The sequence below is a fragment of the Pseudomonas sp. NPDC089758 genome (genome assembly GCF_044748705.1).
GTDB classification, from domain to species: Bacteria; Pseudomonadota; Gammaproteobacteria; order Pseudomonadales; family Pseudomonadaceae; genus Aquipseudomonas; species Aquipseudomonas putida_X.
Window position 1 is genome coordinate 174103 of sequence record NZ_JBIVGN010000011.1, and the last position, 12265, is coordinate 186367.

Annotated in this window: 23 protein-coding genes; all 23 read right to left on the reverse strand. The window is 56.4% G+C overall.

Features of this window, described 5'->3' with window-relative positions:
- Window positions 1-41: 41 nt before the first annotated feature.
- Window positions 42-1481 carry a catalase gene (locus tag ACIPZH_RS16670; RefSeq protein WP_400636931.1) on the reverse strand — a complete coding sequence of 480 codons (1440 nt, stop codon included), beginning with the start codon at window positions 1479-1481 and terminating at the stop codon, window positions 42-44.
- Between the two features lie 172 nt (window positions 1482-1653).
- Entirely contained in the window at window positions 1654-2040 is a 387-nt protein-coding gene (rplQ, locus tag ACIPZH_RS16675; protein ID WP_003255451.1) for a 50S ribosomal protein L17, read from the reverse strand.
- A 42-nt stretch (window positions 2041-2082) separates the two neighbouring features.
- A complete protein-coding gene (locus ACIPZH_RS16680) occupies window positions 2083-3084 on the reverse strand; it encodes a DNA-directed RNA polymerase subunit alpha (protein WP_003255452.1) in 1002 nt (333 codons plus the stop codon).
- A gap of 22 nt (window positions 3085-3106) precedes the next feature.
- Window positions 3107-3727 (reverse strand): 30S ribosomal protein S4, encoded by a 621-nt coding sequence (rpsD, locus tag ACIPZH_RS16685; RefSeq protein ID WP_012316514.1) that lies wholly within the window; start codon window positions 3725-3727, stop codon window positions 3107-3109.
- Window positions 3728-3742: 15 nt separating this feature from the next.
- Entirely contained in the window at window positions 3743-4132 is a 390-nt protein-coding gene (gene rpsK / locus ACIPZH_RS16690) for a 30S ribosomal protein S11 (protein WP_003255454.1), read from the reverse strand.
- An 18-nt stretch (window positions 4133-4150) separates the two neighbouring features.
- Window positions 4151-4507, reverse strand: a complete 357-nt coding sequence (gene rpsM / locus ACIPZH_RS16695) for a 30S ribosomal protein S13 (RefSeq protein ID WP_012316515.1) — start codon at window positions 4505-4507, stop codon at window positions 4151-4153.
- Window positions 4508-4638: 131 nt separating this feature from the next.
- Window positions 4639-4755 (reverse strand): 50S ribosomal protein L36, encoded by a 117-nt coding sequence (gene rpmJ, locus ACIPZH_RS16700; protein ID WP_002555468.1) that lies wholly within the window; start codon window positions 4753-4755, stop codon window positions 4639-4641.
- A gap of 28 nt (window positions 4756-4783) precedes the next feature.
- Window positions 4784-6115, reverse strand: a complete 1332-nt coding sequence (gene secY, locus ACIPZH_RS16705; RefSeq protein ID WP_003255459.1) for a preprotein translocase subunit SecY — start codon at window positions 6113-6115, stop codon at window positions 4784-4786.
- Complete coding sequence (gene rplO / locus ACIPZH_RS16710) at window positions 6116-6550, reverse strand: 50S ribosomal protein L15 (protein WP_003255461.1); 435 nt, start codon at window positions 6548-6550, stop codon at window positions 6116-6118.
- A gap of 3 nt (window positions 6551-6553) precedes the next feature.
- Entirely contained in the window at window positions 6554-6730 is a 177-nt protein-coding gene (rpmD, locus tag ACIPZH_RS16715) for a 50S ribosomal protein L30 (RefSeq protein WP_008089798.1), read from the reverse strand.
- Between the two features lie 2 nt (window positions 6731-6732).
- Window positions 6733-7233 (reverse strand): 30S ribosomal protein S5, encoded by a 501-nt coding sequence (gene rpsE, locus ACIPZH_RS16720; protein WP_003255465.1) that lies wholly within the window; start codon window positions 7231-7233, stop codon window positions 6733-6735.
- Window positions 7234-7236: 3 nt separating this feature from the next.
- Window positions 7237-7587, reverse strand: a complete 351-nt coding sequence (gene rplR / locus ACIPZH_RS16725; RefSeq protein WP_008089801.1) for a 50S ribosomal protein L18 — start codon at window positions 7585-7587, stop codon at window positions 7237-7239.
- Window positions 7588-7597: 10 nt separating this feature from the next.
- Complete coding sequence (gene rplF, locus ACIPZH_RS16730; protein WP_009681972.1) at window positions 7598-8131, reverse strand: 50S ribosomal protein L6; 534 nt, start codon at window positions 8129-8131, stop codon at window positions 7598-7600.
- A gap of 12 nt (window positions 8132-8143) precedes the next feature.
- On the reverse strand, window positions 8144-8536 hold the full coding sequence (gene rpsH, locus ACIPZH_RS16735; RefSeq protein ID WP_008089805.1) for a 30S ribosomal protein S8: 393 nt from the start codon (window positions 8534-8536) through the stop codon (window positions 8144-8146).
- A gap of 208 nt (window positions 8537-8744) precedes the next feature.
- Complete coding sequence (gene rpsN, locus ACIPZH_RS16740) at window positions 8745-9050, reverse strand: 30S ribosomal protein S14 (protein WP_012316516.1); 306 nt, start codon at window positions 9048-9050, stop codon at window positions 8745-8747.
- 13 nt (window positions 9051-9063) lie between these two features.
- Window positions 9064-9603 (reverse strand): 50S ribosomal protein L5, encoded by a 540-nt coding sequence (rplE, locus tag ACIPZH_RS16745; RefSeq protein ID WP_012316517.1) that lies wholly within the window; start codon window positions 9601-9603, stop codon window positions 9064-9066.
- 20 nt (window positions 9604-9623) lie between these two features.
- A complete protein-coding gene (gene rplX, locus ACIPZH_RS16750; RefSeq protein WP_016715319.1) occupies window positions 9624-9938 on the reverse strand; it encodes a 50S ribosomal protein L24 in 315 nt (104 codons plus the stop codon).
- Between the two features lie 11 nt (window positions 9939-9949).
- Window positions 9950-10318, reverse strand: coding sequence for a 50S ribosomal protein L14 (rplN, locus tag ACIPZH_RS16755; RefSeq protein WP_008089810.1), 369 nt, complete (start codon window positions 10316-10318; stop codon window positions 9950-9952).
- A gap of 23 nt (window positions 10319-10341) precedes the next feature.
- The gene (gene rpsQ / locus ACIPZH_RS16760) at window positions 10342-10608 is read right to left on the reverse strand and encodes a 30S ribosomal protein S17 (RefSeq protein ID WP_008089812.1); all 267 of its coding nucleotides are present in this window, start codon (window positions 10606-10608) and stop codon (window positions 10342-10344) included.
- 2 nt (window positions 10609-10610) lie between these two features.
- Complete coding sequence (rpmC, locus tag ACIPZH_RS16765; protein WP_002555481.1) at window positions 10611-10802, reverse strand: 50S ribosomal protein L29; 192 nt, start codon at window positions 10800-10802, stop codon at window positions 10611-10613.
- A complete protein-coding gene (gene rplP, locus ACIPZH_RS16770) occupies window positions 10802-11215 on the reverse strand; it encodes a 50S ribosomal protein L16 (protein WP_003255479.1) in 414 nt (137 codons plus the stop codon). Before rplP ends, rpmC begins: the two co-directional genes overlap by 1 nt.
- A 12-nt stretch (window positions 11216-11227) precedes the next feature.
- Window positions 11228-11914, reverse strand: coding sequence for a 30S ribosomal protein S3 (gene rpsC, locus ACIPZH_RS16775; protein ID WP_003255481.1), 687 nt, complete (start codon window positions 11912-11914; stop codon window positions 11228-11230).
- 13 nt (window positions 11915-11927) lie between these two features.
- Window positions 11928-12260: a 50S ribosomal protein L22 gene (rplV, locus tag ACIPZH_RS16780; protein ID WP_003103908.1), complete on the reverse strand. Its 333-nt coding sequence runs from the start codon at window positions 12258-12260 to the stop codon at window positions 11928-11930.
- Window positions 12261-12265: the final 5 nt, after the last annotated feature.

Consider the following 12265-nt stretch of genomic DNA (forward strand, 5'->3'; position numbering starts at 1 on the left):
AAAACCGCCCAAATGAGGGCGGTTCTTCTTATCACTTCGAGTTAGGCGAGATTCACGCCCAATGCCTTGGCAATGCCTTCACCATAGGCCGGATCAGCCATGAAGAAGTACTGCAGTTGACGTTGAATGACATCTTGACTGACACCTGCCATGGTTCCGGCGATATTGCTGATCAGCAAAGCCTTTTGTTCATCGTTCATCAAGCGGAACAGTGCACCGGCGTGGCTGTAGTAGTCATTGTCTTCACGATGATCGTAGCGGTCCGCAGCGCCTTTGAGGGCCAATGCAGGTTCGCCATGGCCAGGCGACTGCTTAGGCGCATCGCCATAGCTATTGGGCTCGTAATTGGGTGCACTGCCATAGCTACCAAACGCCATCGATCCATCACGCTGGTAGCTATTGACCGGGCAGCGTGGCGCGTTGACCGGCAACTGCTGGTGGTTGGTGCCCACACGATACCGGTGCGCATCGGCATAGGCGAAAACGCGGCCCTGCAGCATGCGGTCTGGGGACAGCCCAACGCCCGGCACCATGTTGCTCGGGCCAAACGCAGCCTGCTCGACTTCAGCGAAATAGTTGAGCGGGTTACGGTTGAGCTCCAGGACACCCACCTCGATCAACGGATAGTCCCTCTGCGACCAAGTCTTGGTCACATCGAACGGATTTTCTTCGCGGCTGGCTGCCTCCTCCTCGGTCATGACCTGAATGCACACGGTCCAACGGGGGTAGTCTGCGCGCTCAATGGCCTCGAACAGGTCACGCTGGGCGTAGTCAGGGTCTGTACCCGCCAGGCGCGCAGCGTCGGCTGGCGTAAGGTTCTTGATACCTTGCTGGGTCTTGAAGTGCCATTTGACCCATGTGCGCTCGCCAGCCGCGCTGATCAAGCTATAGGTGTGGCTGCCGAAGCCGTGCATGTGCCGGTAGCCGTCCGGAATGCCGCGATCGGAGAACAGGATGGTGACCTGATGCAGCGCTTCAGGCGAGTGCGACCAGAAATCCCACATCATCTGAGCGTTCTTCAGGTTTGATTGCGGATGGCGCTTCTGGGTGTGGATGAAATCCGGGAACTTGAGCGGATCGCGGATGAAGAAAACCGGCGTGTTGTTGCCGACGATGTCCCAATTGCCTTCCTCGGTGTAAAACTTTACCGCAAAGCCGCGAGGATCACGCTCGGTGTCAGCCGAACCACGCTCGCCGCCGACGGTGGAAAAGCGCAGGAAGGTTTCCGTCTGCTTACCAATCGTATCGAACAGCTTGGCCTTGGTGTACCGAGTGATGTCGTGGGTGACGGTAAACGTGCCATAGGCTCCCGAGCCTTTGGCATGCACACGCCGCTCAGGAATGTTCTCACGGTTGAAGTGAGCGAGCTTCTCGATCAGGTGGAAATCGTCGAGCAACAACGGGCCGCGCAGGCCAGCAGAGCGGGAATTCTGATTGTCAGCTACGGGGGCACCGCTGGCGGTGGTGAGAATCTTGCTCATGGGCTCTCCATATCGGTTTTGAACTGCCGGCGAATCGGCTTGGATAGGAGTATCGACGAGCGGTCGATTCAGAACAAATTCATTGCACGTGTCGTATCGATAGAAAAAAACAATTCCTATGAAAACAAAAAACCGGGCACTAGGCCCGGTTTTTTGTAGCAGACAGAACGTCTTACTCGGCAGCTTCTACAGCACCACCGACTGGACGATCAACCAGCTCGACGTACGCCATAGGCGCGTTGTCGCCAGCGCGGAAACCGCACTTCAGGATGCGCAGGTAGCCGCCCTGACGGGTGGCGTAACGCTTGCCCAGATCGTTGAACAGTTTGCCAACAGCGGACTTCGAACGGGTACGGTCGAAGGCCAGACGGCGGTTAGCAACGCTGTCTTCCTTGGCCAGGGTGATCAGCGGCTCGGCAACGCGGCGCAGTTCCTTGGCTTTCGGCAGGGTGGTTTTGATCAGCTCGTGCTCGATCAGCGACACAGCCATGTTCTGGAACATAGCTTTGCGGTGAGAGCTGGTACGGCTCAGGTGACGTCCACTTTTACGATGACGCATGATTCATTCCTTACCAAACACTACGTTCGGTGATTACGACGATCAGGCGGTCGCCTTGTCGTCTTTCTTAAGACTTGCAGGCGGCCAGTTGTCGAGGCGCATGCCGAGAGACAGACCACGAGAGGCCAGCACGTCCTTGATTTCAGTCAGGGACTTCTTGCCCAGGTTAGGAGTCTTCAACAGCTCTACTTCGGTACGCTGAATCAGGTCGCCGATGTAGTAGATGTTCTCCGCCTTGAGGCAGTTGGCCGAACGTACAGTCAGTTCCAGGTCGTCAACCGGACGTAGCAGGATCGGATCGATCTCGTCTTCCTGCTCGACTACGACAGGCTCGCTGTCACCTTTGAGGTCGACGAACGCGGCCAACTGCTGTTGCAGGATGGTCGCAGCGCGGCGGATAGCCTCTTCAGGATCCAGGGTGCCGTTGGTTTCCAGATCAATGACCAGCTTGTCCAGGTTGGTACGCTGTTCAACACGGGCGTTCTCGACCACATAGGCGATACGACGCACCGGGCTGAACGAAGCGTCCAGCTGCAGACGGCCAATGCTACGGCTTTCGTCTTCGTCGGTTTGACGGGAGTCAGCCGGCTCGTAACCGCGACCACGAGCTACAGTGAGCTTCATGTTCAGGGCGCCGTTGGACGCCAGGTTCGCGATTACGTGATCGGGGTTGACGATCTCGACATCGTGATCCAGCTGAATATCGGCAGCGGTAACCACCCCCGAACCCTTTTTCGACAAGGTCAGCGTAACTTCGTCACGACCGTGCAGTTTGATAGCCAGACCTTTAAGGTTCAACAGGATTTCAATTACGTCTTCCTGTACACCTTCGATCGCGGAGTACTCATGGAGTACGCCATCGATCTCGGCCTCGACTACTGCACAGCCAGGCATGGAGGACAACAGGATGCGGCGCAGCGCGTTGCCCAGGGTATGGCCGAAGCCACGCTCGAGAGGCTCGAGCGTGATCTTGGCGCGGGTCGGACTGACTACCTGCACATCAATATGGCGGGGAGTCAGGAACTCATTTACCGAAATCTGCATGGATGCACCTATTTTCTAGCCCTTACTTGGAGTAGAGCTCGACAATCAGGTTTTCGTTGATGTCGGCAGAGAGGTCGCCGCGAGCAGGAACGTTCTTGAAAACGCCCGACTTCTTAGCGGAATCTACGTCTACCCACTCAACGCGGCCACGCTGGGCGCACAGTTCAAGGGCTTGAACAATGCGCAGCTGGTTCGACGACTTCTCGCGAACCGCGACCACGTCACCCGGACGAACTTGGTAGGATGGAATGTTTACAGTCTTACCGTTGACGCTGATCGCTTTGTGCGAAACCAGCTGACGGGACTCGGAACGAGTCGAGCCGAAGCCCATACGGTAGACGACGTTATCCAGACGGCACTCGAGCAGTTGCAGCAGGTTCTCACCGGTTGCGCCTTTTTTCGAGGCAGCAGCTTGGTAGTAACCGCGGAACTGACGCTCCAGAACACCGTAGATACGACGGACTTTTTGTTTCTCGCGCAGCTGGGTACCGTAGTCGGACTGACGGCCACGGCGCTGGCCGTGGATACCTGGGGCTGCTTCGATGTTGCACTTCGATTCCAGAGCGCGAACGCCGCTCTTCAGGAACAGGTCGGTGCCTTCACGACGAGACAGTTTGCATTTTGGACCAATGTAACGTGCCATTCTTCTGTCTCCTGATTACACGCGGCGCTTCTTCGGCGGACGGCACCCGTTGTGCGGGATTGGCGTCACGTCGGTGATGCTGGCGATCTTGTAGCCGCAGCTGTTCAATGCACGAACGGCGGACTCACGACCTGGACCTGGACCCTTGACGTTTACGTCGAGGTTCTTAAGACCGTATTCCAGCGCAGCTTGACCAGCACGCTCAGCAGCGATCTGAGCTGCGAACGGGGTGGATTTGCGCGAACCACGGAAACCCGAGCCACCGGAGGTCGCCCAGGACAAAGCATTGCCCTGACGGTCGGTGATGGTCACGATGGTGTTGTTGAAAGACGCATGGATGTGGGCGATGCCATCAACCACTGTCTTTTTGACTTTCTTACGAGGACGAGCAGCAGGTTTTGCCATGTCTATATTCCTGGGCGATTACTTGCGGATCGGCTTACGCGGGCCCTTACGGGTGCGTGCGTTGGTCTTGGTGCGCTGACCGCGAACCGGCAGACCTTTACGATGACGCAGGCCGCGGTAGCAACCCAGGTCCATCAAGCGCTTGATCTTCATGTTGACGTCACGACGCAGGTCACCTTCGGTGGTGAACTTCGCAACTTCGCCACGCAGGGTTTCAATTTGCTCGTCGCTCAGATCCTTGATCTTAGCGGCTGGATTTACACCAGCATCTGCACAGATCTTCTGTGCAGTTGTGCGACCGACACCATAGATGTAGGTCAGCGAGATAACAGTATGCTTGTTATCTGGAATGTTGACGCCTGCAATACGGGCCATTCAGTGGGACTCCAATTGACAGCTACCTACGCCCCGGAAGCCAAGAAATAGGGCGCGAGATAATATCGCTGTAGAAACGAATAATCAACCCAGCAGCACACTAGCTGCTGGGTTTGAAACGCAGATCACACTCAGCCTTGGCGCTGTTTGTGACGCGGTTCCGCGCTGCAGATCACTCGTACGACGCCTTCGCGACGGATGATCTTGCAGTTGCGGCACAGCTTTTTCACCGATGCACGAACTTTCATTACCGACTCCTCGAACCTTAGGGGCGTATCAGCGCAGCAAACCGCTGCCACCGTAGCCTTTCAGGTTGGCTTTCTTCATCAGGGATTCGTACTGGTGCGAAACGAGGTGCGATTGTACTTGGGACATGAAGTCCATCACAACCACTACCACAATCAGCAACGAGGTCCCGCCAAGGTAGAACGGCACATTTGCTGCCACCACCAGGAACTGGGGCAGAAGGCAGACGGCCATCATGTAAAGAGCACCGAACATGGTCAAACGAGTCAGAACGCCATCAATGTAGCGCGCCGACTGCTCACCAGGACGGATACCCGGAATAAAGGCACCGGACTTCTTCAGGTTTTCCGCTACGTCTTTCGGGTTGAACATCAACGCTGTGTAGAAGAAGCAGAAGAAAATGATCCCTGCACTAAACAGCAGAATGTTCAACGGCTGACCAGGAGCGATCGACTGCGAGATGTCCTGCAGCCAGCCCATACCTTCGGACTGACCGAACCAGGCACCCAGCGAAGCCGGGAACAGCAGAATGCTGCTCGCGAAAATGGCCGGGATAACCCCCGCCATGTTCACTTTCAGCGGCAAGTGGCTGGTCTGCGCTGCAAAGACCTTACGGCCCTGCTGACGCTTGGCATAGTGAACGGCGATACGACGCTGACCACGCTCAATGAACACCACAAAACCGATAATCGCTACTGCCAGCAAACCGATAGCGACCAGGGCGAAAATGTTGATATCGCCTGTGCGCGCAGACTCGAAAGACTGCCCGATTGCTCTCGGAAGACCGGCAACGATACCTGCGAAGATCAACATCGAGATACCGTTGCCCACACCGCGCTCGGTGATCTGCTCACCCAGCCACATCATGAACATCGCGCCTGCCACAAACGTGGAAACCGCGACGACATGGAAGCCAAGGCCCGCAGAAAACGCCACGCCCTGGTTGGCCAGGCCAATGGACATGCCAATGGCTTGAACCAGCGCCAGAATAACGGTGCCGTAGCGGGTGTACTGGCTGATCTTGCGACGGCCAGCTTCACCTTCCTTCTTCAACTGCTCCAGTTGCGGGCTGACCGCCGTCATCAGCTGCATGATGATCGATGCCGAGATGTACGGCATGATCCCCAATGCAAAGATGCTCATGCGCTCGAGCGCGCCACCGGAAAACATGTTGAACAAGCTAAGAATGGTCCCCTCATTCTGCCGAAACAGATCCGCCAGACGGTCCGGATTGATGCCTGGAACCGGGATATGCGCACCTATCCGATAGACGATGATCGCCATGAACAGAAAGCGCAGACGAGCCCAGAGTTCCGACATCCCGCCCTTACCGAGCGAAGAGAGAGCACCTTGCTTAGCCATTTATTCCTCGAATTTGCCGCCAGCTGCTTCGATAGCCGCACGCGCACCCTTGGTGGCTGCGATACCCTTGATGGTGACTGCGCGAGTAACTTCGCCAGACAGCATGATTTTCACACGCTGAATGTGCTGGTTGATCACGTTGGCATCCTTCAGGGATTGCACGGAGATCACGTCGCCTTCCACTTTAGCCAGTTCGGACAGACGCACTTCTGCGCGATCCATGGCTTTCAGGGAAACGAAGCCGAACTTCGGCAGGCGACGGTGCAGCGGCTGTTGACCGCCTTCGAAGCCCGGAGCGATCGAACCACCCGAACGGGAGGTCTGACCTTTGTGGCCACGGCCGCCGGTCTTACCCAGACCGCTACCGATACCACGACCCGGACGATGCTTTTCGCGACGGGAACCCGGCGCTGGACTCAGATCATTGAGTTTCATCGATTAACCCTCGACGCGCAGCATGTAGTAAGCCTTGTTGATCATCCCGCGGTTCTCGGGAGTATCCTGGACTTCTACAGTGTGACCGATGCGACGCAGACCCAGACCTTTAACGCACAGTTTGTGGTTAGGGATACGGCCCGAGACGCTCTTGATCAGCGTTACTTTTACGGTTGCCATGATCAGAAGATCTCCTCAACGCTCTTGCCGCGCTTGGCAGCAATGGACTCAGGAGATTGCATGGCTTTCAGACCCTTGAAGGTGGCGTAAACCACGTTCACTGGGTTGGTCGAACCGTAGCACTTGGCCAGGACGTTCTGAACACCAGCAACTTCCAGGACAGCACGCATGGCGCCGCCGGCGATGATACCGGTACCTTCCGAAGCAGGCTGCATGTAAACCTTCGAGGCGCCGTGGGCGGCCTTGGTGGCGTACTGCAGGGTGGTGCCCTTCAGGTCAACCTGGATCATGTTGCGACGAGCAGCTTCCATGGCTTTCTGGATCGCGGCAGGTACTTCGCGCGATTTGCCACGGCCGAAGCCGACGCGACCTTTACCATCACCCACCACGGTCAGCGCGGTGAAGGTGAAGATACGGCCGCCTTTAACGGTTTTAGCTACGCGGTTAACTTGAACCAGCTTCTCGATGTAGCCTTCGTCGCGCTTTTGATCGTTATTTGCCATAACTTAGAACTCCAGCCCGCCTTCACGAGCAGCATCAGCCAGCGCTTTGACGCGGCCATGGTACTTGAAGCCGGAACGGTCAAAGGCAACTTGAGATACACCGGCGGCTTTCGCACGCTCAGCTACCAGCTTGCCAACCTTAGTGGCCGCGTCGATGTTGCCAGTGGCGCCATCACGCAGGTCTTTGTCCAAGGTCGAGGCACTTGCCAAAACCTTGCTGCCGTCGGCCGAAATGACCTGGGCGTAGATGTGCTGCGAGGAGCGGAACACGCACAGGCGCACGACTTCGAGTTCGTGCATCTTGAGACGTGCTTTGCGAGCGCGACGCAGTCGAGTAACTTTTTTGTCGGTCATTTGCTAGGCCCTACTTCTTCTTGGCTTCTTTACGACGGACTACTTCGTCCGCGTAACGCACACCCTTGCCTTTGTAAGGCTCTGGTGGACGGAAGTCGCGGATTTCAGCGGCCACCTGACCTACCAGCTGCTTGTCGATACCCTTGATCAGGATGTCGGTTTGGCTGGGAGTTTCAGCAGTGATACCGGCTGGCAGTTCGTAGTCCACTGGATGCGAGAAGCCCAGAGCCAGGTTCAGGACGGTGCCTTTGGCCTGTGCCTTGTAACCAACACCGACCAGCTGGAGCTTGCGCTCAAAGCCTTGGCTTACGCCCTGGACCATGTTGTTGACCAGAGCACGGGTAGTACCGGCCATGGCGCGAGCTTGCTGATCACCGTTGCGAGCGACGAAACGCAGTTCGCCGGACTCTTCGGTAACTTCAACAGACGAGTGAACGTTCAGTTCGAGAGTGCCTTTGGCACCCTTCACCGAAAGCTGCTGACCGGCGAATTTGACTTCGACACCAGCTGGCAGCTTAACGGGGTTCTTAGCGACGCGAGACATGCCTATCTCCCCTTAGAACACTGTGCACAGAACTTCGCCGCCGACACCGGCAGCGCGCGCAGCGCGGTCAGTCATCACACCTTTGTTGGTGGAGACGATAGACACGCCCAGGCCGCCACGAACTTTCGGCAGGTCTGTGACGGACTTGTACTGGCGCAGGCCAGGACGGCTGGAACGCTTCAGTTCCTCGATGACCGGACGGCCTTCGAAGTACTTGAGTTCGATCGACAGGGACGGCTTGGCCTCACCAGTAACCTGGTAGCCAGCGATGTAACCTTCGTCTTTCAGAACTTTGGCAACCGCGACCTTCAGAGTGGAGGAAGGCATGCTTACGACGGACTTTTCAGCCATCTGGGCATTACGGATGCGAGTTAGCATGTCCGCTAACGGGTCCTGCATACTCATGGGCTAGATGCTCCTGATACAAGAATTATTAGCCTTGCGGCTATCACAACCACCCAAGCAGGCAGGGTAAAACCCCAGGCTCAGGTGAGCCGGTCATTCTAGACACAAGACAGAAACGAAACAAGCCCCATGAAGGGGCTTGTTTGTTGGCGAGAACACCGGCGGTCGGAAGATCACTCCCCTTCCGCCAGCGTCACGCCTACAGCGATTACCAGGAGGCCTTGACCAGACCTGGTACGTCACCGCGCATTGCCGCTTGACGCAGCATGTTACGGCCCAGGCCGAACTTACGGTAAACACCGTGAGGACGACCGGTCAGGCGGCAACGGTTGCGCAGACGCGCAGCGCTGGCATCACGTGGCTGCTTCTGCAGAGCGACAACGGCAGCGAAACGCTCTTCAGGAGAGGCGTTCAGATTGACGATGGTCGCTTTCAGCTCAGCACGCTTTTTGGCGAACTTGGCTACCGTGAGCTGACGCTTCAGCTCGCGGTTTTTCATGCTCTTCTTGGCCATTTTCCTACTCCAATCAGTTGCGGAACGGGAATTTGAATGCACGCAGCAGAGCGCGGCCTTCGTCATCCGAACGAGCAGTGGTGGTCAGGGTGATGTCCAAACCGCGCAGAGCATCGATCTTGTCGTAATCGATTTCCGGGAAGATGATCTGCTCTTTCACGCCCATGCTGTAGTTGCCACGACCATCGAAGGACTTGGCATTCAGGCCGCGGAAGTCGCGGACCCGAGGCAGGGAGATCGCCAGCAGGCGGTCCAGGAATTCGTACATCTTTTCGCGACGCAGGGTCACCTTGACACCGATCGGCCATCCTTCACGGACTTTGAAGCCCGCGATGGATTTACGAGCGAAAGTCACAACCGGCTTTTGACCGGTGATCTTTTCCAGGTCGGCAACAGCGTGCTCGATGACTTTCTTGTCGCCGATCGCTTCGCCCAGACCCATGTTCAGGGTGATCTTGGTAACGCGCGGAACTTCCATCACGTTCGACAGCTTAAGTTCTTCCTTAAGCTTAGGAGCGATTTCGTTCCGGTAAATCTCTTTCAGTCGTGCCATGGTCTTCTACCTAGCAGTGTTCAAGCATCAACCGCTTTTTGGGTCGACTTGAAGACACGAATTTTCTTACCGTCTTCTACTTTGAAACCAACGCGGTCAGCCTTGTTGGTTTCGCCATTGAAGATGGCAACGTTGGAAGCGTGCAGAGGCGCTTCTTTTTCGACGATACCGCCCTGAACGCCCGCCATCGGGTTAGGCTTGGTATGACGCTTGACCAGGTTCACACCACCAACGACCAGACGGTCGTCAGCGAGAACCTTCAGCACCTTACCGCGCTTACCTTTGTCTTTGCCGGCGATCACGATGATCTCGTCGTCACGACGAATCTTTTGCATGTCGGATCTCCTTACAGCACTTCAGGGGCGAGCGAGACGATCTTCATGAACTTCTCAGTACGAAGTTCACGGGTCACTGGCCCGAAGATGCGAGTGCCGATCGGCTCTTGCTTGGTGTTCAGCAGAACAGCAGCGTTGCCGTCGAAACGAATGATGGAACCGTCAGCGCGACGTACACCGTGACGGGTACGGACGACAACAGCGGTCATCACCTGGCCTTTTTTGACCTTACCGCGCGGAATTGCTTCCTTGACGGTTACTTTGATGATGTCACCGATGCCGGCGTAACGGCGGTGCGAACCGCCGAGAACCTTGATGCACATGACGCGACGAGCGCCGCTGTTATCGGCCACATCGAGCATGGATTGAGTCTGAATCATAAAATTTCTCCGACCCCTAGCCCTTAGACTTCAACAGCGCGTTCGAGGACTTCAACCAGTGCCCAGGACTTGGTCTTGGCCAGCGGACGGGTTTCACGGATGGAAACCTTGTCGCCGATTTTGCACTGGTTGGATTCGTCGTGCGCGTGCAGCTTAGTCGAACGCTTAACGTATTTACCGTAGATCGGGTGCTTGACGCGACGCTCGATCAGAACGGTGATGGTCTTGTCCATTTTGTCGCTGACGACACGGCCAGTCAGCGTACGGACGGTTTTTTCAGCTTCAGCCATGATCACTTACCTGCCTGCTGGTTAAGCACAGTTTTCACGCGAGCGATGTCACGCTTAACTTGCGAGAGCAGGTGCGACTGCCCCAACTGGCCAGTTGCCTTCTGCATACGCAGATTGAACTGGTCGCGCAGCAAGCCGAGCAGTTGCTCATTCAGTTGCTGTGCAGATTTTTCACGAAGTTCATTCGCTTTCATCACATCACCGTCCGCTTAACAAAGGAGGTGGCGAGAGGCAGCTTTGCAGCAGCCAGGGCGAAAGCTTCGCGCGCCAGCTCTTCAGAAACACCCTCGATCTCGTACAGGACTTTGCCTGGCTGGATCTGGGCAACCCAGTATTCCACGGAACCCTTACCTTTACCCATACGAACCTCGAGAGGCTTCTTGGAGATCGGCTTGTCCGGGAAGACACGGATCCAGATCTTACCGCCACGCTTAACGTGACGGGTCAGAGCACGACGTGCCGACTCGATCTGGCGGGCGGTGAGGCGACCGCGAGCAACAGCTTTCAAGGCGAACTCGCCGAAGCTGACTTTGCTACCGCGCAGTGCCAGACCACGGTTGTGGCCGGTCATCTGCTTGCGGAATTTTGTACGCTTTGGTTGCAACATTTGGCGTACCCCTTACTTAGCAGCTTTTTTACGAGGCGCTGGTGCTTGTGGTTTCAGTTCTTCTTGGCGACCACCAATAACTTCGCCTTTGAAGATCCAAACCTTCACACCGATCACACCGTAAGTGGTGTGAGCTTCGTAGGTGTTGTAGTCGATATCGGCACGCAGGGTGTGCAGAGGCACACGCCCTTCGCGATACCACTCGGTACGAGCAATCTCAGCACCGCCGAGACGACCGCTCACCTGGATCTTGATGCCCTTGGCACCAATACGCATGGCGTTCTGTACGGCGCGCTTCATGGCGCGACGGAACATTACGCGGCGTTCCAGCTGCTGAGCTACGCTCTGCGCAACCAGCATAGCGTCGAGTTCCGGCTTGCGGATCTCTTCGATGTTGATGTGCACAGGCACACCCATCTGCTTGGTCAGGTCCTGACGCAGCTTCTCGACATCTTCACCTTTCTTACCGATAACGATACCGGGACGAGCGGTGTGGATGGTGATGCGTGCAGTTTGAGCCGGACGATGAATATCGATACGGCTTACGGACGCGCTTTTTAGTTTGTCTTGGAGGTACTCACGCGTTTTCAGATCCTTCAAGAGGTAATCTGCGTAAGTAGCACCGTCTGCGTACCAGACGGAGGTGTGCTCCTTGACGATTCCCAGGCGAATGCCAGTGGGATGTACTTTCTGACCCATCTGATCGACTCCGTTACTTGTCCGCAACCTTGACAGTGATATGGCAAGACCGCTTGACGATGCGATCAGCACGGCCTTTGGCACGTGGCATGATGCGCTTCAGCGAACGCCCTTCGTTGACGAAGACGGTGGAGACCTTCAGGTCATCAACGTCTGCGCCTTCGTTGTGTTCGGCGTTGGCAACGGCCGACTCGAGGACTTTCTTCATGATTTCAGCGGCTTTTTTGCTGCTGAAGGCCAACAGGTTGAGCGCTTCGCCCACCTTCTTCCCGCGGATCTGGTCGGCGACCAAGCGGGCTTTCTGGGCGGAGATGCGAGCGCCCGACAACTTAGCGGCTACTTCCATTTCCT